Raw genomic sequence first — 20,811 nt, 5'->3', positions numbered from 1 at the left:
CCGATTGCTGGTGGATGCGCTATCCGGGAAAATCGCGCCTCAGATCAACTGACCCTCCAGAGTGGAGATGCGTTTCTACCCGGTTCTCATCGCCTTGCTCATGATCTCCGGCCCAGCCACGGCCTCTGTTCCAGACCAGGGCACCGCGCAACCTGAAACCCAGGCGGTCCCCAGGGCCTGCATCAATTTCGGCCTGCGTGCCGGTCAGGTCATGGCTGCGCGGCAGGCTGGCGAGCCATTCCAGCAGATCATCAGCGAGGATGCCCGCCGCTATCCCTCGGCCGCATCGAAGGCTGTCGCCGACATGCTCATGCAAGCCCTGAACGCCCCCATCGAGGAGACTGATGCCGCCAGGCAGCAGCGCGTACAGGAGTTCGCGACCTACTATCTGAGCCGGTGCTCGCAATGGGCACAAAACCGCTAGCCCTGGAAAGAAAAAGGCGAAGCCACGTGGCTTCGCCTTTTTCTCGTCCTGTACCGCAGCGGGTCAGGTGAGGGAAAGCACACCAGTCGACAACAGGTAGGACGCATAGACACCGGCACCGACCACCAGCAGCGCCAGGACCACTTCCACCGGCTTGAAGATCTGCGCACCTTTTTCTTTCCGTGCCCAGATGTAGAACGCGATGCCCACCGCGTAGAGGATCATCGACAGCAGCAGGTATTCCAGGCCGGCGGCATAGACCAGCCAGGCGCCGTAGAGCGTGGCCAGCGCGCCGATGATGATATCGCGGGTGACGGCATGGCCTTCGCCAGCCTTGTAGCCATCCTTCTGCACAGCCACCTTCAGTGCGTACAGACCACTGAGGAAGTACGGAATCAGGATCATCGAAGTAGCCAGCAGGAGCAGGGCGAGATAACCGGCCTGTTCGAAGTGGGCGATGATCAGGAACACCTGGGTCAGGCCGTTGGTGAGCAGCAGTGCGTTGATCGGCGCCTTCTTGGCGTTCTCCTTGCCGAGGAACTTCGGCATGGTGCCGTCCTTGCCCGCCGTGTAGGCGGTTTCAGCCGACAGCAGGGTCCACGCCAGCAGGGCGGCACCCACGGAAACGATCAGGCCGATGTTCATGAGGGCGGCGCCCCAGGGGCCGACGGCGGCGGCCAGAACTCCAGCGGTGGAAGGGTTTTTCAGCTCTGCCAGTTCCGGCTGGGAAAGAACGCCGAGGGACAGCACGGAAGCCGCGACGAACAGCAGGATGGAGATGAAGAAGCCGATCATTGTGGCCTTGCCCACATCGGATTTCTTCGCGGCGCGGCCGGAATACATCGCAGCGCCTTCAATGCCGATGAACACCCAGGTGGTCACCAGCATGATGCCTTTCACCTGGTCCAGCACCGAACCGAGCTTCGCGTTGCCCCAGAAGTCGATCTTGAAGGTATCGACCTTGAAAGCCAGTGCGACCAGCACGATGAACATGATCAGCGGGACCACCTTGGCGATAGTGCCGATCAGGTTGAGCAGCGCGGCGGTCTGTACGCCACGGCAGATCAGGAAGTGCAGGCTCCAGAGCAGGATCGAGCTGACGATCAGCGCTGACAGGGTAGTGCCGTCGCCGAAGAAGCCCAGGGCGCCGAACGAGCCGAGCGCCGAGCAGATCACCACGTAGTAGGAGACGTTGCCGATCCAGGCGGAAATCCAGTAGCCCCAGGCCGAATTGAAGCCCATGTATTCGCCGAAGCCGGCGCGGGCATAGCCGTAGACGCCACCTTCGATTTCACTTTTGCGGTTGGCCAGTGTCTGGAACACGAAAGCAAGCATCAGCATGCCAACGAAGGTGATGCCCCAGCCGATCAGGATCGCGCCTGCACCGGCCTTGGATGCCATGTTCTGTGGCAGGGAAAATACGCCGGCGGCGACGAGTGCGCTGACGACCAGGGCTGTCAGCGCCGGGAGTTTGAGTTTGCCTTCGGTCTGGGCAGTGGTGGCTGCCGCGATCGGTTTGCTTGTGTCGGCGGTCATGGAGATTCTCCTTAACCTAACGAGTTGTGTTTCCAAGTTTCAGTTAAAAGTAACCGTATTGCTTTCCAACATATTCGGATGTCATGCACTGCAATACGCCACTGTATCCAAGGGAGAAATAGACGACGTCTCCGACCTGGTATCCAGACTTGGAGTTGGTTACATCCAGTATCAGGTGATCTGAACTGGCGCCAAGGACTTTTACGCCCGGGTCAAGCGGTCTTAGTTGGGGAAAGGAAACATCTTGCTCGCCAATCGCACCTAGCGCGCGACGGTGTACTCCAAGATTTTCGAAGACAGGTTTTCTACCCATCGCATCCAGTGCCGTGGAGTGTTCCGGGACGGAGGGTTTGTCTTTCAGTTCGATGATTTCCACGCCAATTCTCACGGCATCCTGGCGGGTATTGGGGATGGGTTCGTCATTCAGGCCGAAGCCCATGATCAGCGAGGCGCCCAGGCGTAGTTGATTGACGCCTTCGGGGAGCCCGCCATTCATGAGCAGGAACAATGCGGAAGAACTTGCGCCGGAGATGGTGCGCAGGCGGGTGCCGAGTTCATCCTCGATCTCGCGGGCGAGGTCGACCAGCCGCTGCTGGTTCTCGGTAGTCGGCTCCACACCACCATAGCAGGCGAGGTTGGCGCCCAGGCCCTCCAGGGTCAGGCCGGGCAGTTCCTCATGGGCGAGATGGGCCAGGCGTTTGGTTTCCCGGGGGTCGAAGCAGCCTTCGCGCAGGTCGCCGAGGTCGTGCATGATGATCACGCGGTGTTTCTTGTGCTGGGCAACCGCCGCAGCGGAAAGAGCCCTCAGGGTATGTTCTTCGGAATTCAGCGAAATATCGGAGTAGGCGACTATGTCATGCGCCATGCTTATTTGCGGAAGGCGCAGGAGAAGTTTGTCTACGGGCAGGTTTTCAATCTTCTTGAGGTTCTGAATCCTGGAGTCGGCGATGGTCTTTATGCCGCCCTCTATCATCGCTTTTGCAACATTCGCCGCCTCACAACTCAATTTATTTACGCCGATTGGCTCAACGCCGTGTTCTCGACATAGTTCGATCATTGCCCGGGTGTTGTCCCTGATCACGGTCAGGTTGACGAACAGGCACGGAAAGTCCTGAGTTCTCATATTCGGTCTCCTAGCATGAGAATCTGGTTACTTTTGGTGATGGCCGGGCCAGGAGGAGTGTGGTCAGGTCGTCTGCATCTGTCCGCCTTGTTGCCGGTGGCGACAGATATGTTGATGAACTGAAGATTACTCGCTTGCCTTGTTCACGGTAGTGCAGCTTTGCGGAAGATTGATTTGTGGCAACTTGGCAAGTTCGGGATATTGATATCGGACAATTATTTTCAGGTGAATTATAAGAGCGTAATTTCTAATGCCTGTTCCTGTATATACAAGTTGGCTGGGCGGCTTTCCTGCGCCGGATGCACCGGGGCATGGTGAGCTGCCGCGGTGCGCCCTGCGCACCATCAGCGACAGCTTGGCCGGTCGTGGAGAATGGGGGGGCCGATGATTGCCAAGGGCGACAGCAGCAAGCACGCCAAATCCGGCACCACCACGTTCAATCGCGCGGTCATCAATAGCTGCAAGGGCATTGCTGATCTGCCGCTCAAGGCCGTTGCCGACATCGTGTGCAAGTAAACTTGCCCAGCGCGTGCCGTCGCCTGACTGATGCTTTCGACAGCTCAGAACCAGTACTTGAACCCGAGCATGGCATCGTAGCCGTGGCTGTCGCCGTCGAAGGCTTCGCGGTAGCCGGCCGAGACGGTGAAGGTGGTGCGTTCGCTGGCCTGGTAGTCCACGCCCAGGTTCACCTCGCCCCAGGTACCGTCGATGTTCGCCTCGAATGGGATGTACCCCGATTGCGAGGAGAATTCGGTCTTCGGCTGGCCCTTGAATTCGTGCCACACGCTGGGTCGGATCCAGCCCTGGGTGCGGCGCCGGGTCTTGTCGCTGCCTTCGGTTTCCCAGTCCTTGGCGATGCGTATGCCCAGCCGGCCGATAAGTGACTCCACATCGCGGAAGCGTACGTCCGCGCCGATGTCGTCGCTATCGTCCAGGTCGATGTAGCCATAGATCACCTGGGCCTGTGGCTCGACCCACAGGTCCTTGTCGGCCTCGTAGGGATAGCCGCCTTCCAGGGAGGCGGTATAGCCCCAGCCTCGGGTCTTGAGCTTCGACAACTGGTTGGGGCGTGCCTCGATTTCATAACGGCTGGCCTGCAGTACGCCGTCCAGGTACCAGCCTTCCGGGCCGAAGTGCGTCCAGTAGCCGCCGAGGCTGTAGGCGCGCAGGGTGTCGTCGCCGGCACTGCGCCCGGTGTAGTGGCTGACGCCGGCGTCCATGCTGCCTACACCGAGGGAAAAACCCGCCTGGTCGTGGCTGCCGTCGGTACGCTCCTTGCGGTAGAGGTCCGCGCCGACCTGGAAGGCGGTCAGGTCGTAGTTGTATTGCGGCGTGTTGCCGACGGCGTCCTTGCGGTCGCCGTCCTGCTTGCCGCTGCGGTAGATCACCCGGCCCCAGCCCATCGATGGACCCCAGGTCGCCTCGTCCTTGTCGACGGGCGAATCCCAGGCATTGGGCCGCTCCTCGCCGACACGCTCATGCAGGGTGTCGACCATCGTGCGCCCATACACCAGCGCGAGGGCCGGAATCGCTCCGTAGAGCGAGACTTCGGGGCGGAAGTTGGGTGTGTGATGGTGGGGCTCCGGCGGAGCCGGTGGCGTCGGTTCGATATCAGAGCGCAGGTACCAGGTGTCGGTGCCGCTGCCGTCTTCCGCGCCGCGATACAGTTGGTATTCATAGGGCCCGGCGACGACCCGCCGGGCCAGGCTGAAGGCACCGGGGTCGCTGGCCGCGGGGGAGGAGTCCAGCAGGTTGACCACGGCGATGCCGTTGCCCTCGGTGAGTTCGCCGCGGCCGCCGACGTTGTTCACCAGCAGCCCTGTGGCGCCGCCGCTGCCGGTGCTGGTCGAGTCCACCACCAGCATGTCGGAACGGCTGTTGGCGCCGCCTTCGTTCAGCTCGGTGTTGAGCACCAGGCGGCCGCCGTTGGAGACGAACACGCCTCCGCCAGAGCTACCGGCTACCTGGGCGTTGCTGATGAGCAGCACGTTGCCGACGGCCTTTGCGCCGCCGGTCAGGTCGATGGTGCCGCTGTTGCTGAAGCTGCCCACGCCCAGCAGTTGGCCTTGCACCGCGCCGCCCTGGGTCGGCTGGTTGGCGGATTGCCCCAGCGGCAGGTAGGCGCCGGTGCTGTCGAAAGCCTGGATACCGCTGGCCGGTTGGGCTGCGAGGGTCAGGGTGCCGCTGTTGTCGACCAGGTTGCCGCTGGCGCTGCCCAGGTTGCTGAGCGCCACGCCCCAGGTATCGCGGCTGCCGTCGCCGTTGCTGTCGGCATAGTTGCGCAGGGTCCAGGCGCCCTTGTTGGCGACGCTGACCTGGGAGGTGGCGGCATTGACTGAGCCGACGATCAGGCCGCCGTTGTCGATCGTCACCGTTGCATCCGGGCCGCTGGCGTCGCCCAGCACGGCGCGGTCGCTCAGTGCGCCGATGGAGCCGGTATTGGCCAGTGTCTGGGTTTCCCCAGCGAGGGATACGCCGGTGCTGCTGCCCCAGCCGCCGAGGATCGCCGCGCTGTTGCTGACGCTGGCGGAGCCGCCCTGGGTCAGGGCGTTGATGCCGGAGGCAATGCTGCCGCGGGTGGTGATGTTGCCGCTGTTCTCGACCGTGATACTGGCCGCGCCCGACGCCAGGGCGAGGATGCCCTGGCTGTCGACGTCGCCCTGGGTGGTGATCGCGCCACGGTTGACGATGTGCTGGTCGCCAGTCACCGACAGGGTACGGATACCGCGCTGGGAGTTGCCGCGGGCAATCAGCTCGCCGCTGTTGTCCACCATGATGGCGCCCTGGCCGTTGCCGGAGGCGTAGGTCGTGCCGGCGAAGATCGCCGCGCCGCTGCCGTTCACGTCGATGCGCGAGCCAGTGAAGGTGACGCTCACGTCATCATTGCTGCTCTGCGCCTGCAGGCCGAAGGAAAGAACGCCGCGCCCTTCTCCTGCGTCGGTGGCGGAGTGGGTGGTGATGCTGCCCGTGGCGTTGATCTGCACGGTTCCCTGGGTGGTCGTGGCATAGATGCCGTTGGCGTTGCTGTTGAAGGTCTCGATGCTGTTGCCGGTGTAGTTGACCCGCACATCGCTTCCCGTGGAGTCCGCGCGGATACCTCCTGCCCCCGGGCCGCTGGCGCTGATGTTGCCGCTGTAGTCGACGAGGATCCTGTCCGTCGCGGCGATGATGATGCCGTAGGCGCGCGAGGAGTTGATCCCGCCGTGCACGCGGATGTCGCCCTTGCCGGTCACCGTGGTGCTCCCGGTGCCGCGTTTCATCACGTTGATGGCGCGGGAACCGGCCGAATTGGGCGTGGCCCCGACTTCCAGGAGTCCATCGTTCTGGATGCTGATGTTGCCGGTCGCACCTACGTTGTCGTTGACGTAGATGCCGTGACCACCTTCGCCGGTGGTGGTGATGTTGCCGCTGTTGACGACGTTGATGCTGCCGCTGGTGGCGATCGAGCGAATACCGAAGCCATTGGTGCCGTTGGTGTTGATGCTGCCGGTGTTGGTCAGGCTGGTATTGCCGGCGCCACCCTCGGTGAAGATGCCGAAGGCGTTGGTGCCCATGCCACGAATGACGGCGGCGTTGTTCACCGTGGTGTTGCCGTTCACTGCGCGGGTATGCACGCCGGCATGGTTGCCGGTACCCGCCGTGGGGTTGCTTTCGTCACCGATATTCGGGTCGCCCGCCGACAGCGGGTCATTGTTGTCGACCGTGAGGCTGACGGCCGAGCCCACCGTGGCGTTCACGTTGCCGCTGCCGATGGCCTTCAGCCAGATGTTGTTGCCGCCGTAGGTGGTGATACTGCCAAGACCGTTGTGCTGGAAGCTGATATCGCCACCCCCGCTGGCGTTGATGTCGATACCGTCGTGTTCGCTGCCGCCGACGGTGTTGCGGATGTTCAGGCCGGTCCCGTTGGCCACCGAGAAGCTCGACGGGCCGAGGCTGGCGTTGCTGATGCCGATACCGTCCAGCCCAGCGCCGCTGACCTGTACGCTACTGGCGCTGCCGATCAGTTGGACGCTGGCGGTGCTCTGCGCCGCCGTTCCCAGGATCTGCACCAGCACGCCGTTGGCCGCCGTGGTGGGCGTGTGCTCGATCGTCGTGCCGTCGAGCAGGAGCGTGGCGTCGGCGTTGGTGGTGCGTTCGAGAAGGCTTACACCGGTCGAGTTGCGGATGACCGTACCGGCCTGGGTGCTGAGGCTGCCCGCGCTTCCGGCGGTTGGCGTGCAGGTCTGGCTGGCGGTGTAGGTGCTGGTGGCGAGTGTGCCGCAGGCGGCGAGGGCCGATCCGCCGGGAAGGATGGCCAAGGCACTGGTAACGGCCAGGAACAAGGCACTGTAGCGGGCGTCCGGCAGTGCAATACCACTGCGTGAAGTGTGAATCGACATGCCACCTCCATGTAACCGATGCGTCCCTTGGAACAGCTATCCCGCCATCTCCAACGCCGTACATCCTGCTCGTCGCGGCAATCGACCGAATATCTCCGGGGTGTCTGGTACACAGAATGTAGATGACCGATGCGAAATTGCTACGTGGCCGTTACAGCTGACCGTAATGCGTGGCGAAGGCGGCGGGAGATGCTTGCGGGGTGGCCGGCAGCCCCATCCAGAGGCTGCCGGCGTACTTCGCTCCGGAATCGCAGCGTATCAGCGGATACCTGCGTTGCGCAGGGCGGTAGGGGTGTAGTCGACGCTGCTGGCCTTGAAGCCGAACTCCACCTGAGTCTTCTCCTGGTTGGTCATGCCCGACACCAGGTAGCGGCCATTGATGAGGTCGTAGATCGCCTCTACGCCGAGCCAGGGGATCTGCTTATCGTACAGTGGCGTCATGAAGCTTTCGCCAACGCGCCAGAGCGTGCCGCGGCCGTCATAGTGGTCGGCGAGCACGGCCTGCCAGGTGTCTTCGTCGAGGAACAGTACGCGACGGGCGTAGATGTGCCGCTCACCCGGACGCAGCGTGCCCTCGACTTCCCAGACGCGGTGCTTCTCGTAGCGCATCAGGTCCTGATTGAGATGGCCAGGTTTGACCAGGTCTTCGTACTTGTGCGCGGTGGATTCGAGGCCGAAGGCGTTGTAGGGGATGTAGATCTCCTTCTTGCCCACGAGCTTCCACTCGTAGCGGTCCGGCGCGCCGTTGAACATGTCCAGGTTGTCTGCCACGCGCAGGCCGTCAGAGGCCGGGTAGGGGCCGTCGTAGGCAATCTGCGGGGCACGCCGCACACGGCGCTGGCCGGCGTTGTAGATCCAGGCCATGCGCGGTTCGCGTACCTGGTCGAGGGTTTCGTGGACCAGCACCACATCGCCGGCCAGGCGTGCCGGCGCGGTAACCAGTTGCTTGTAGTAGAAGAGGACATTGTTGTCCTTGTCGGGGCTGTAGTCGGTCAACTGGTCGCGGTAGCTGAACTGCTGCTGGAAGTAGGTGGGCGTGTAGGCCCCGCTGGCGGTGGGCGTGGCCTGCACATGCAGGCGCTGGGCGCTGCCGCCGCGGTAGCGGGTGATGTGGTTCCACAGCGCCTCGACGCCACTTTGCGGAATAGGGAAGGGGATTGTCGTGCGGAAGTCCTTCAGGCCGTTGCCACCCTCGGCCAGGCTGGCGCTGCGGGCATTGCTCGCCACGGCCTGCAGCACCTCGGCCGGGTAGGTCGCGGAGCGATGGGACGGGTAGACGGTGAGGTGGTAGTCCGGGTAACGCTGGAGCATTGCGCGTTGCCCGGGTGTCAGGTTCGCCGCGTACTGCGCCATGTTCTGCGCGGTAATGGTGAACAGCGGTTTGTCGGCGGCGAACGGGTCGCTCAGCCGGCCATCGGCGCCACGGCTGCCGGCATTGACCGGCAAGCCACCGTCCCATGCCGGAATGCTGCCGTCGGCGTTACCGGCTCGCAGCGCGCCCAAGGGGGTGAGTTCGTTGCCCAGCTTCGCCGCTTCCGTTTCCGGAACGGCGGCCTGGAGGCTGAAGGGCAGGGCCAGGAGAAACAGGGAAGCGCACGCAAGTTTCTTGTTCATCGGGTTGTCTCCGCTTAGAACGACACGCCAAGGCTCAGGGCAAGGAAGTCCCGGTCGGTATTCACGTTGTACTTACCGCCGAAGAAGTTCGTGTAGGAAAGGCTCATGTTGTAGGTGTTGAGGTAGGTGCCATCGATACCGACGCTGATCGCTCGCGCGCCCTGGTTGAAACCCGGCTCCGGGGCATAGCCGTGGACGTCGTGGGACCAGGCAAGGTTGGGGCGCACGGTGGCGCCGTCGATGAGGTTGGCGTACTCCCAGATCGCTCGCGCCTGATAGCCCCAGGCGGTGCTGGTGACGAAGCCCGAGTCGTTGCAGTACTGCGGGGTGGCGCTGTTGCCAGTGCAAAGGCTGTTGTCGGGATACAGCGCGCCCTGGCCGAACACCGGGCTGCGGCCGTAGCGCAGTTCGTCGTCGCCACCCAGGCCGCCAACGTGGGTGACGCCAATCTCGCCAATCACCGTCAGGCGGTCGGCGCCCATCACCTGGTCGAAGAAATGCGTGGCGGTGACCTGCGCCTGCGTCACCTCCTTGCGCCGGTAGCCCTTGAGCAGCGTGTCGTTGGACGGCGCGGGGGCGTCGCCGTACACCGGCGTCAGTGCCGGAATGCCCAGGGTCGCGGTGACGAGGTCGACCGGGTTGATCTGCACTGGCATGTTCGGCCGATAGCTGATCTCGCCGGCCAGCGTGGTGCCGGTCGGCAGGCTGGTGCTGAAGCTCAGACCGTAGAGCTGGATGTCTTCGGGGTAGTCGGCGAAGTACTCCGCGCTGCCCAGGCGGTAAGCCGGGGTCAACTGCTGCCCGGCGGCGCCGCTCATCAACGCACCGCACATGGCGCCCGGCACGCCGAGGTTGCCGCACAGTTGCGGAGCGAAGCCCAGGTCGGCGGCATGCGGCCCGCTGCGCACGCTGAGGTAGGGCTGGCGGCTGTGGTAGTTGATGAAGTAGCCGGCGAACTCGCTGTCCAGCTCCGGGGCGAACCAGCGCAGCGCGGTGCCCCACTGGCCGCCGTCGCGGGCCTCGCGGTCCTTGGCGCGGGGAATGACGATGCCTTCGTCGGTCAGGTTGACGCCCAGTGGCGCCAGTGCCTGGACCGCCAGCGGGTTCTGGTTGATCACCGGGCCTGCGGCCAGGCCGTCGCAGCCGTCGGCCATCACGTCGGTGGTGGAGAAGAAGGTGCCGCAGTTGTCGATCACCGTCTTCTGCCACTGCAACTGGTAGAACGCCTCGGCGGACAGGTGCTCGCTGAAGTTCTGCGAGACGTAGAACATGTTCACCGGGATCAAGCCTTCCTTGATCTCCGAGCCGGGGCGGCGGAACGCGGCGACGTCGATAGGGTTGATGGTGTTGATGCCGCCCTGGATGAAGGTGCTCTCGCCCCAGCTCACCACCTGCTTGCCCAGGCGCACCGTGCCGGGCAGCTCGCCGATGCTGTAGTTGTGGTAGAGGAAGGCGTCGAGGAACTCGCCGCCGGACGACTTGGCGCCTTCCTCGCGGCCGTGATCGTCGATGTCCTTGAAGTGCAGGTGCTCGTCCTTGAGCTTGAAGTCGTACCAGTACTTGCCACGGACGAAGGCGCCGGAGTCGCCGTACTTCAGCTCCAGATCATGGATACCCTTGAACACCTTGGAAAAGGTGTCGCCCTCGCGGAAGTTGCGCTTGCCATCGTCGGAACTGTGGCTGTGCAGCAACTCCGCATCGGCGTTGCGCATGGCCCAACTGGCGCCAACCGAGAGGCTGGAGTCGAACTGGCCCTCGATCTCGCCGAGGGAGAAAGTGAATGCGTGCGCGCTGTCGCCATAGCTGGCCAGGCCGATGGCGGCGGGTAGCGCGAGCAGGTGCAAGGCGGTTGATTTGCGGTTCATCTGACACGACCTCTTGTTGTTGTTCTGTCGTATGCCGGCCACTTTTCGGGCGCAGCAGGTCCCCGCTGGCCCGAATCGCGCGGGCCAGTTGATGAAGTTGTCGCGGTATCGCTCTAGAGGCTCAGGTCGAGGGCGTCCTCCCCGAGCGTGATTTCGCCCGAATACTCATCGGCCATGCCGCTGACGAAAAGTCGCCGGGCGAGGAAGTTGTCCGGGGCCGGAATCAGGTGGGTGAGCAGCAGGTGGCGGACGCCCGCACGCTGGGCCATGCGCGCCAGTTCCAGGGTGTCGGCGTGGTAGTCGAGTACGTGCAACGCCTGCTCCGCGCGGGTTTTCTGGCCCGTGCGTTCGAGGGCGGCGGCACCTTCGTGGATGAGGTGGGTGTTGATCGCCTCGTGCACCACCAGGTCGGCGTCGCGCATCGCCTCGAAGTAGCGCTCGCTGACGCGGGTATCGCCGCTGATGAACAGCTTCTTGCCCTGGTAACGCAGCACATAGCCGTAGGCCGGATCCACCGGGAAGTGGTCGACGCGGTAAGCATCGATGGTCACGCCGCCCTCGTCATAGACCCGCACCGACTCCTGCCCGGCGGCGATCTCCACCCGGCGCGGTTCGGCGAAGGCCAGTTGCCGCGACGTACTCGGCAGGCCGTGGGCGCTGCGGAAGCTGGCGTCCTGCCCGTAAGCCTGGGCCAGCCCGCCGACGACCGCCTCGACGCCTGGCGGGCCGTAGACCAGGAACGGCGTCCGCCGGCCGTCGACCCAGCCGTGGTTGATCAGCGCGCCGAGGCCGTTGAAATGGTCGGAATGCCAGTGGGTGATGAATACCTGGGAAAGCGCCTGTACCGGCACGTGGCTGGTTTCCAGGTTGCGCATGGCGTTTTCGCCGGCATCGAAGAGGAACAGCCGGCCGCCGGCGGCCACCAGTGTGCAGGCCTGGCCGCGCGTGGCGTTGACCTGGGGCGACCCGGTGCCGCAGAGGATCACCCGCAGGCCGTTGCCCGATTGCAGCAGGGACTGGTCGCTACGGTCGCGTGCCATCGCATCCAGGGCCGCGTCCTGCACGCGTTCGCAGCCGGGCAGGATCAGGACGAGCAGCAGGGCGAGAGCAGGGGAGAATCGGTTTCGCATGGCACTTCCTTTGATTATTGTTGTTCTGCGGTGCGTAGCGGGGTGGGTCAGCCGTGCCAGTCCACCGCGAAGCTGTAGCGGCCCAGCGCGCGGGCCAGGGCATCGCGCCCGGTGCCGGCGCGGACTTTGGCCACCATGCCGCGCCGTGCGTCCTGCACCACCTCCACGGCGATATCGGCGAGCCCCTGGTTGTCGGCCTCCTGGCGGATCACCCGGGCGATCTCGCGCTGCTGCAGCGCCGGCTTGAAGATCTTGCCCACCGGCGTCACCGGAAGCGCGTCGAGAATCTCGATGCGCTTGGGCACTGCGGCTCGCTCGCTGATTCGCTGGTTGGCGAAATCCAGCAGGTCGGTGCTGTCGGCGCGCTGGCCGGTGGCGAGCTGGACGTAGGCCACGGGAATCTCGCCGGCGTGCGGGTCGGGACTGCCCACCGCGGCCACCAGGGCCACCGCCGGGTGGGCCTGCAGCGCTTCCTCGATCTGCTTCGGATCGATGTTGTGTCCACCGCGAATGATCAGTTCCTTCTTGCGTCCGGTCAGCCAGAAGTAACCCCGCGCATCCTGCCGGCCGAGGTCGCCGGTGTTGAGCCAGCGGCGGCCTTCGATGTCGATCCACAGCCCCTTGTTGTGGCTGTCGTCGAGATAGCCGAGGAACACGTTCGGCCCGTGGATGGCGATTACCCCGACCTCATCGGTGTCGGCGTCGCGGCGATAGGCACCCTGTTCGTCGAGGATCACCGCGCGCATGCCCTGGTAGGCCAGGCGCAGGCCGATGGAACCGATCGGCCGTTCGCCGTCCGGCGGGTTGCTCGATGAGACGCAGGCGCCTTCGGTGAGTCCGTAACCCTCCAGAATGCGCACGCCGACGACCCGCTCGAACTCGCGGAACAGCTCAACCGGCATGGGTGCCGCGCCGCACAGCGCATATTGCAGGCTGGACAGGTCGTGGCCGGCGCTGGGCTGTTGCAGCAGGGCCGAGTAGACGGTCGGCACACCGGAGAAGAAGTTGATGCCGAAGTGCTGCACCATCGCCCAGAACGAGGCGATCACGCCGTCGCCGCGATAGCCCTGGGGCGTGCCGATGATCACCCTGTCGCCGTGGGTCCAGGGCATCAGGCCGGTGACCAGTTGGCCGTTGACGTGGAACAGCGGCAAGCCGCAGAAGATCACCTGGCCGGGGCGGCGTGGCTGCATGTTGGCGGCCATCGCCCAGGCGTTGAAGACTTCCGAGCCGTGGCTGCGCATGGCGATCTTCGGCAGGCCGGTGGTGCCGCCGGTGCAGAAGTACGACGACGGCTCTTCCGCGCGGATGACGCGCCCGCTGCTCAGGCGCTCGCCGCTTTCACGCCGCATCAGCGTCTGCAGGTCGTGGATGCGCAGTTCGCGGTGGCGCTTGCGTTCGCGCCGGGCCATCCAGCGCAGCGCGAGGGCGGGCACGGCACCGACGTAGGGCGCCATGCTCACCCACAGCACATCGCGTATGCCGGGCAGGCGATCGAGCTGGCTGGCGAGCTTTGGCCACAGGTCGGTGCCGGGCGTCGGCGCCAGGGTCACTACCACGCGGGCGTCGGCGGCGCGCAGCAGGTCGGCGATCTGCGTGGCCTCCAGTAATGGGTTGATCGCCAGGACGATCCCGGCGGCCTCGCCGCCCCAGATGACGAAGTGCGTTTCCGGCAGGTTTGGCAGGAGGAAGGCGACCACATCCTTCGGGCCGATGCCCAGGCGGTGGAACGCATTGGCCGCGCGGGTTATGTCGGCGAAGAGTTCGGCGTAGCTCCAGTCGTGTGTACGGCGGAATTCCCTGGCTTCGAGGAAGAAGCTCAAGGCGGTCGCCGGACCATGCTGCGCGGCGCAGCGGCGCAGAGCTTCGTAGGTGCTGGCGGGCAGTTCGCGGCGGGCCAGCGGAACGCTCTCCAGCTCGTGGATGTCGGCTAGGGTCTTGACGGCCATCAGGCTTGCTCCACCACGCGGTTGCGCTGTACGCCCAGGTCGATGGCGCCGTCAGCGCTGCGAATGCTTGCCTCGACCAGGTCGCCGGCCTTGAGGTATTGCGGACGCTGGGCCTGGGCCTTGAGGAAGGCTTGCCACTTGACGCGCTCGGGCAGCAGCGCAGCGATGCGCTGCTTGGCCGGCGAGGGGATCGACAGTGCGCAGCCGGCGGGGGTGCCGGTGGCGATCAGGTCGCCGGCGGCGAAGTCCTGTACGCCGGACAGCTCGCTCAAGGTTTCTGCCGGGCCATGCACCAGGTTGGCGGTGCTGTCGTTCTGGCGCACCTCGCCGTTGACCGTCAGGCGCAGTTGCAGGTCCTTCAGGTAGCGCATGTCGTTCTTCTGCAACAGGCACAGGTAAGGGCCAACCGGGCCGAACGTACGGAAGCTCTTGCCCTTGTAGAACTGCATCTGCGGTATCTGGATGTCGCGGGCGGAGTAGTCGTTGACGATCACCACGCCGGCGATGAACTCGTGCAGGTTGGCGTCGTTCACCGTGACCTTGCCGGTGATTTCCCGGCGCAGCACCAGGCCCAGCTCGATCTCGTAGTCGAGGAAGCGCACTTGGCGCGGTTTGATCAGGTCACTGTCGGCGGCCACGATGCAGCTCTGCGCCTTGGTGAAAATCATGTTGAAGTGCTTGGCGTCCGGGTCCATGCCGGACTCGATCATGTGCTGGCGGTAATTCGCGCCCTGGCAGACGAACTGTTGGTCGCGGGTGACAGGCGAGAGCAGCTTCACTGACTCTACCGCCAACTCGTCGCCGCGCAGGTCGATCAGGTCCTCGGCGCGCACCTGGCGGATCAGGTCCCCGGTACTGGCGAAGTTGCCGGGCAGGGGCGTGATGCGACCCTGGCGGATAACGCCCCAGCGGGTTTCGTTCTGGTGTTCGAAGCGGACTACGTGGACAGGCATGGGAGCGACTCCTGGTACAGCGGTTGGCCGCGCCGGGGCGGCAATTGTTGTTGTCTGGGGTTGTCCGCCGCGCCCCTGCAGCGCCGCGCCGATGAGCAGGACGGCGCAGCCGGGCGGACGGCGGCGGAGCACGCGGGCTGTCCTAGCCGAACATCCTCGCCAGCGTGACCAGCTTGCGCAGCGTGAGGTCCGGGCTGTGCCGCAGGTTGTGCAGCAGGGCGCGGAACTTCTGCAGGTTCATCGCCGGCTTGGTGAAACTCCGGGGCATGCGCTGGCCCCATTGCGACATGGCCTCGGGGCTTACCGCGTGCAGGCCGGTGGGGCGTTCGGCGGTGAACAGGTCGCCGTCGCAGTAGTGCTCATGCTTGTCACCCCACGGGTCCTGCCAGTAGTCGAAGATCTGGCTGCCGAGGATGTGCCGGCCCATGCCCCAGGCATGCTTCCAGCCGCGCTCGCGCAGTACCCGCTGGCCCATGCCCACGGCGTCGGCGTCCACCACTTCGTAGGCGCTGTGGCTGTAGGCGGCCATGAAGCCCTGAGCCAGAGCCAGGGTGTGGTGGTCGGCGGGGGCGTCGCCCAGGTCCAGGCGCATGAAAGCCACCGCGGGGGAGCCGTCGGGCAGCACCTGGACATCGCTGGGTATGAGACCGAAGTGCTCGGTGTACCAGGCGCAGGTGGCCTGGTAGTCGGCCACTTCGAGCACCACGTGGCCGAGCTTGATGATCTCCGGCGGCGCCACCGGCGGGCGCTGGGTCGCGTTGATCCGCGGGGTGTCGTCCACCTGGTTCAGCGGCAGGGCCGGGCGATGCACAAGCTCCTGTGCCGGCTGCTGGCCGTGGATCGCCTCGACGACGAATCCCGACGGGTCGCGCAGGCTCACCCGTTCGCCGCCCCCCGGAGTGGTCAACGGCTGGATCGGTGTGGCCCCCGGCAGCCGGGCCAGGCGTTGCAGGTCGTCGCGAGTCGCCACGCAAAGGCCGAAGCCGACGAAGCGCGCCTGTTCCCCCCGTTCCACCCGATAGCAGTACGGCGCCGGCCCGGTGCCGCGCAGATACAGACAGTCGGCATCGCGGCGGGCCAGGTTCAGGCCGAAGTCGCCGAGAAAGCGTTCGGCCTCGGCGAGATCGGGCCGCTGAAATATCAGGTGGGCCAGCGCGCGGGCCTTCACCGTCGGCTGCGGATGGCGGCTCGGCTGCGGCGTGGCCAGAGTGGCGTGACGGCTCATGTTTGTTGTTCTCCGTGGCTTTCGTCAGGCAAGGCTTCGCCTGCGCCCCTGAAAAGGGGCGTTGGCTGATGCGTGGGTATCAGTCCGGCAGCGGTAGCGCCGGCAGTTCGCCAGTGGACAGGCTGCGTGCTTCCTCCGGCGCGATGCCAAGCGCGCGCAGGGTCAGTTCCGCCGCGTCGCTGCCAGCCTGGCGCCAGGTACGGTGACCCTCCAGAACCAGGAACATGGCGCCGAGCACGGAACCGGCGATCATCGAAATGGCCGAGGTCAGTTGCTCCTCGCGGAAGTTGTAGCGCCCGCTGGCCAGACCGCTGAGCAGGTCGGCGGTCGGCGGGCCGTACCACATGCCGCGCAGCGACTCGTCGCTCATCGAGAAGCGGTTGATGAACGCTCCCCAGTGCGGCTCTTCGTGGGCGCGGCGAATGAAGAAGCGCATGCCGTTGGCCAGGCGCAGCGCCGGGTCGGAAGTCGCGCCGAAGCTCTTCACCACGCGCTGGTGCATCTCGTTGGCGAGATGGCTGGCCACATGCTGGAAGAGATCGTCGATCGATTGCAGGTTGTTGTAGATGGTGCCCCGGGCGACGCCGGCTTCTTGCGCCAGGTCGCTGATATTCACCTGATTGGCCCCTTTCTCGGCGAACAGGCGCAGCGCGGCCTGGTGGATGCGGCGTTGTACGGGGTTGAGGGTATCCATGAAAAGACGGCTCCAACGTCAAGCTTGGAGCGATTGAACACGTGCGTTCAAAATAAGTCAATAAGGTCTATCGGTCGCCAGTTTTTCCGATTTCCGCAGCCTCTCCGCGCTGTCTGGCGGAAAAGCGGATTCCGAACGAATGCGAGGAAGGCTCTGGCAGACGGGTCGTGGGCGGTTGCTGGTGGAAGAGTCGATCTCCGATTGACTGAATTGAACACGAGTGTTCAAAATGGCTCGGCGATGTCTTCCCTTGGAGCAAGCAATGCAAGAGTCCACAACAATTACAACATGTGACGTCATCATCGTCGGCCTCGGCCCCACCGGCGCCGTGCTGGCCAATCTGCTGGGCCGCTATGGCTGGTCGGTAGTCGGCCTGGAGCGTGACGAGGATCTTTACTACGCGCCGCGTGCTGTGCATTTCGACGACGAGATCATGCGCATCTTCCAGTTCGCCGGCCTGGCAGAGGACATCGGCCGTACCAGCGAATCGTTCACCGACATGGAGATCATCCTGCGACCTGGCCGCAAGCCGGTGTCCCGTTCGCGCATCGGCAGCCAGGATCGCCGCTATGGCCATCCCGGAGCCTGGTGGTTCCACCAGCCGACCCTGGAACGGCACTTCCACGATGGACTCAAGCGCTATCCCAACGTCACGCCGGTCTATGGATGCCGCGTCACCGCGGTGGCCCAGGACGCCGATGGCGTGCGTGCCACCGCCGTGCAGCGCGATGGCAGTGAGCGGGTGTTCCACGGCCGCTACCTGATCGGCTGCGACGGCGGCAAGAGCTTCGTCCGCCGCGAGGCGGGGCTGCGCCTGGAGTCGGCCGACTTCGATGAAGCCTGGGTGGTGGTCGATACCAAGACCCGCTCCGGGCAGAAGGACGCGCTGCTGCCCGCCAACCATTCGCAGGTGTGCAACCCGGCCCAGCCGGTGACCTACGTGCCGATGGCCGGCCCATACTACGAGTGGCAATTCATGGTGACCGGTGGAAAGTCCGAGCGCGAAGCGACCGATCCCTATCTGGTACGCCAGCAACTGCGCGAGTTCGTCGATCTCGACAAGATTGAAATCACCCGCATCGCCTACTACAAGTTCCACGGCCTGTGGGCCAACGACTGGCGCAACGGCCGGATCATCCTGGCCGGCGATTCTGCACACCAGATGCCGCCGTTCCTTGGCCAGGGCATGTGTTCGGGTGTCCGCGACGCCAGCAGCCTGTGCTGGCGCCTGGACCTGGTGCTGCGCGGCATCGCCCAGGAGCGGCTGTTCGATGACTACGAGGCGGAGCGCTCGGCGCATGTGCGGGAAATCATCAATGGCGCGATGTTCCTGGGCAACATCATCCAGACCCGCCACCGGGGCGTAGCCTTCCTGCGCGACTGGCTGCTGTTCCGCACCGCCGGCCTGCTGCCATTCGTCAACAAGGCGTTCGCCGACAAGGCCAATCGCAAGAAGCCTCTGGCCGCCGGTTTCTGCGGCTGGGGCCACAGGCTGTCCGGGCACCTGGCCCTGCAGCCCCGGGTAAGCCGGGGCGAGGAGGGCGAACAGGTGCTGCTCGACAATGCCCTCGGCCACGGTTTCGCCGTGCTGGCCCGGCGTGGTTGCCTGGACGGGCGGCGTGCGGTGCTGGAACGCCTGGCGCAGGCGGTGGACCTGCGCCTGCTGGAGTTCGCCGACGACCCGGCCGGCGCGGTGCTGGGCGACCCCAGCGGTACATTGCGGCACTGGTTCGACGAAGCCGACATGGACTTCGTGCTGATCCGCCCTGACCGCTATGTCTTCGACGCCGGCCGCGCCGGCCAGCTCGGCAGCGTTGCCGAACGCTTCCTCACGGGGCTTGCGCTGGCCCGCCAGACCAATCAACTGCAAGGAGTGGCGGCATGATCGACATCCCCGTTCTCATCAGCGGCGCCGGCCCCGTGGGCATGACCCTGGCGCTGAATCTCAGCCGCCTGGGCGTGCGCTCGGTTCTGCTCAACGACCGTCGGGAAACCACCAGCCATCCCAAGCTGGACGTGGTGAACTGCCGTTCGATGGAAATCTTCCGCCAACTGGGCCTGGCCGAGCGCATCCGCGCTGCCGGCAACCCGGTGGATGCCAACCAGTATTCGGCGCTGGCGGCTTCCGCCAGTGGGCCGTTCTATTCGGTGATGTCCGACCGCCACCTGATCTATCAGCCGGTCAGCCAGGCCGAGCAGGCAATCCGTGCCTGCCGCGACGGCAGCCTGCCGCTGGAGTCGATGCAGCGTATCGCGCAGATGTACCTGGAGCCGGTGCTGATGGCGGAGGTCGAGGCCGACCCCAACATCGAGCTGCGCATGGGTTGGCGCCTCTACGGCTTCGAGCAGAGCTCCACCGGGGTCGTGGCCCTGGCCCATGAGGTGGATAGCGGTGAGTCGCAGCAGTTCTTCGCCCAGTATCTGGTGGGTTGCGACGGCCCCAACAGCCGTGTGCGCAACTTCCTCAACATCGATTACGACGGCACGCGGGACCTGGTTGGCGAGTTGTTCATCATTCACCTGCGCTCGGACGAGATCGCCGGGCTGTTCCCCAACGCCCAGCCGTACTGGCACACCTGGCTGACCCGTCCGGGTTTCGGTGGCCTGCTGGTGTCGCCCGATGCCAGCCGTAACGACTATGTGCTGCACAGGCCCTTCGCGCCGCGTCCGGGAGAGTCGCTGGAGAGCGTGATCGACAGCGCCCTGGGTGTGAAGCTGAACTACCAGATCGTGCAATCCGGGCCGTGGCGTCCGCAATTCCTGGTGGCGCGTTCATTCGGCCGGCAGCGGGTGTTCATCGCCGGCGACGCTACCCACCAGTTCATGCCCACAGGCGGCCTGGGCATGAATACCGGGGTGGCGGAAGCGCACAACCTCGCCTGGAAGCTTGCCGCCTGCCTGGCCGGTTGGGGCGGGCCCCGGCTGCTGGAGAGCTACGAAGCGGAGCGCCTGCCAGTGGCGCGGCGCAACCGCGACCACGTGAAGAAATGCGCGGCGGCGACCTTCGAGGCGCAGATGCAGGTGGACCACGCCCTGCTCGCCGATGGGCCGGTTGGCGACGCGGCACGCCTGGCCGCGGGCCGCGAGTTCGAGCGCAAGGTGTCGCGGCTCTACGAATCGCTGGGTGTGGAGATCGGCTATCGCTACCACGGCTCGCCGGTGATCGAGGTCGACACCGCCAGCGAGCCGCCCTACGAGGAAATCCACTACAACCCTACAACCTGGTCGGGTGCGCGCCTGCCCAGCGGATTCCGCGAGGATGGCACGGCGCTGTTCGACCAGTTGTCCCGCACTGGCTTCACCCTGCTGGCGTTCGGCGCAGATGCTTCCTCCTGCGTGCCGCTGCAGGAGGCCGCCCGTGAGTGCGGGGTGCCGCTGGAAGTGCTGCCGATCCATGAGAAAGACCTGGGTGCGCTGTACGAGCGGCGCTTCGTGCTGGTGCGCCCGGACCAGCATGTGTGCTGGCGTGGCGACAGCCTGCCGGTCGATTGCTACTCGCTGTTCAACCGCCTGCGCGGAGCCCGCTGACCATGAGCCTGTTCTTCGATTCGCTGAAGCTGCGCCTGCTGTTGCTGGCGTCCATTCCCCTCTTGCGTCGTGCCGAACGCCGTTCGGCGCGCCTGCGCGAGCTGCTGCACGAGGAGTCCTTCGTGCTGCAGATTCGTACCGCCGATGGCGTAGTCGGCTACTACCAACTGCGTGGCGGCGTGCTCAGCCTGCACCGTGGCGAGCATCGCCGGCCGGATTTCGTCCAGCACTGGCAGACCGCCGGCGATGCGCTGCGGGTGATGCTCAGCCGCGACGAGACCGACATGCTGCGCGCCATCGAGGCTGGCCAGTGCCGGCTGCAAGGGCGCTTCGCGGTAGCCCTGTGGTTCAACGAAGCCATGAAGATAGCGCGGGCCGCCTGAGGCCCGTC

At 65.1% G+C, this 20,811-nt stretch carries 15 protein-coding genes; 5 read left to right on the top strand and 10 right to left on the bottom strand.

Annotated features, from left to right (window positions below):
• The first annotated feature begins 67 nt into the window (after positions 1-67).
• Positions 68-424: a hypothetical protein gene (locus OU419_RS15100; RefSeq protein ID WP_254476577.1), complete on the top strand. Its 357-nt coding sequence runs from the start codon at positions 68-70 to the stop codon at positions 422-424.
• Between the two features lie 63 nt (positions 425-487).
• Here OU419_RS15100 and arcD read toward each other — a convergent pair whose 3' ends face one another.
• Positions 488-1,960, bottom strand: coding sequence for an arginine-ornithine antiporter (gene arcD, locus OU419_RS15095; RefSeq protein ID WP_254476576.1), 1,473 nt, complete (start codon positions 1,958-1,960; stop codon positions 488-490).
• A gap of 43 nt (positions 1,961-2,003) precedes the next feature.
• On the bottom strand, positions 2,004-3,083 hold the full coding sequence (locus OU419_RS15090) for an alanine/ornithine racemase family PLP-dependent enzyme (protein WP_254476575.1): 1,080 nt from the start codon (positions 3,081-3,083) through the stop codon (positions 2,004-2,006).
• Between the two features lie 384 nt (positions 3,084-3,467).
• Here OU419_RS15090 and OU419_RS15085 point away from each other — a divergent pair, with 384 nt between their 5' ends.
• The gene (locus OU419_RS15085; RefSeq protein WP_268171625.1) at positions 3,468-3,599 is read left to right on the top strand and encodes a hypothetical protein; all 132 of its coding nucleotides are present in this window, start codon (positions 3,468-3,470) and stop codon (positions 3,597-3,599) included.
• A 44-nt stretch (positions 3,600-3,643) separates the two neighbouring features.
• Here the strand turns inward: OU419_RS15085 and OU419_RS15080 are convergent, their stop codons facing one another.
• From OU419_RS15080 to OU419_RS15045, 8 genes are all read right to left on the bottom strand, one after another.
• Positions 3,644-7,462 carry an autotransporter outer membrane beta-barrel domain-containing protein gene (locus tag OU419_RS15080; protein WP_254476574.1) on the bottom strand — a complete coding sequence of 1,273 codons (3,819 nt, stop codon included), beginning with the start codon at positions 7,460-7,462 and terminating at the stop codon, positions 3,644-3,646.
• A 258-nt stretch (positions 7,463-7,720) separates the two neighbouring features.
• Positions 7,721-9,076, bottom strand: coding sequence for a DUF1329 domain-containing protein (locus OU419_RS15075; RefSeq protein WP_254476573.1), 1,356 nt, complete (start codon positions 9,074-9,076; stop codon positions 7,721-7,723).
• A 14-nt stretch (positions 9,077-9,090) separates the two neighbouring features.
• Positions 9,091-10,941 (bottom strand): DUF1302 domain-containing protein, encoded by a 1,851-nt coding sequence (locus tag OU419_RS15070; RefSeq protein ID WP_254476572.1) that lies wholly within the window; start codon positions 10,939-10,941, stop codon positions 9,091-9,093.
• A 113-nt stretch (positions 10,942-11,054) separates the two neighbouring features.
• Positions 11,055-12,071, bottom strand: coding sequence for an MBL fold metallo-hydrolase (locus OU419_RS15065; protein WP_254476571.1), 1,017 nt, complete (start codon positions 12,069-12,071; stop codon positions 11,055-11,057).
• 47 nt (positions 12,072-12,118) lie between these two features.
• Positions 12,119-14,020, bottom strand: a complete 1,902-nt coding sequence (locus OU419_RS15060; RefSeq protein ID WP_254476570.1) for an acyl-CoA synthetase — start codon at positions 14,018-14,020, stop codon at positions 12,119-12,121.
• On the bottom strand, positions 14,020-14,973 hold the full coding sequence (locus OU419_RS15055) for a fumarylacetoacetate hydrolase family protein (RefSeq protein WP_254476569.1): 954 nt from the start codon (positions 14,971-14,973) through the stop codon (positions 14,020-14,022). Before OU419_RS15055 ends, OU419_RS15060 begins: the two co-directional genes overlap by 1 nt.
• Positions 14,974-15,115: 142 nt before the next feature.
• The gene (locus OU419_RS15050) at positions 15,116-16,198 is read right to left on the bottom strand and encodes a VOC family protein (protein ID WP_254476568.1); all 1,083 of its coding nucleotides are present in this window, start codon (positions 16,196-16,198) and stop codon (positions 15,116-15,118) included.
• A gap of 79 nt (positions 16,199-16,277) precedes the next feature.
• Positions 16,278-16,892 carry a TetR/AcrR family transcriptional regulator gene (locus tag OU419_RS15045; protein WP_254476567.1) on the bottom strand — a complete coding sequence of 205 codons (615 nt, stop codon included), beginning with the start codon at positions 16,890-16,892 and terminating at the stop codon, positions 16,278-16,280.
• 262 nt (positions 16,893-17,154) lie between these two features.
• Between OU419_RS15045 and OU419_RS15040 the strand changes: the two genes are divergently transcribed.
• The 3 genes from OU419_RS15040 to OU419_RS15030 are packed head-to-tail and all read left to right on the top strand — an operon-like array spanning position 17,155 to position 20,803.
• Positions 17,155-18,777 (top strand): bifunctional 3-(3-hydroxy-phenyl)propionate/3-hydroxycinnamic acid hydroxylase, encoded by a 1,623-nt coding sequence (locus OU419_RS15040; protein ID WP_254476566.1) that lies wholly within the window; start codon positions 17,155-17,157, stop codon positions 18,775-18,777.
• Positions 18,774-20,420: an FAD-dependent monooxygenase gene (locus OU419_RS15035; protein WP_254476565.1), complete on the top strand. Its 1,647-nt coding sequence runs from the start codon at positions 18,774-18,776 to the stop codon at positions 20,418-20,420. Before OU419_RS15040 ends, OU419_RS15035 begins: the two co-directional genes overlap by 4 nt.
• Before the next feature lie 2 nt (positions 20,421-20,422).
• Positions 20,423-20,803 carry a hypothetical protein gene (locus OU419_RS15030; RefSeq protein WP_254476564.1) on the top strand — a complete coding sequence of 127 codons (381 nt, stop codon included), beginning with the start codon at positions 20,423-20,425 and terminating at the stop codon, positions 20,801-20,803.
• The last annotated feature ends 8 nt before the right edge of the window (positions 20,804-20,811 follow it).

Origin of the sequence: Pseudomonas triclosanedens (genome assembly GCF_026686735.1) — a bacterium.
GTDB lineage: Bacteria > Pseudomonadota > Gammaproteobacteria > Pseudomonadales > Pseudomonadaceae > Pseudomonas > Pseudomonas triclosanedens.
Note: the sequence above shows the minus strand (reverse complement) of the source record. Positions and strands in the feature narration are given on the sequence as shown.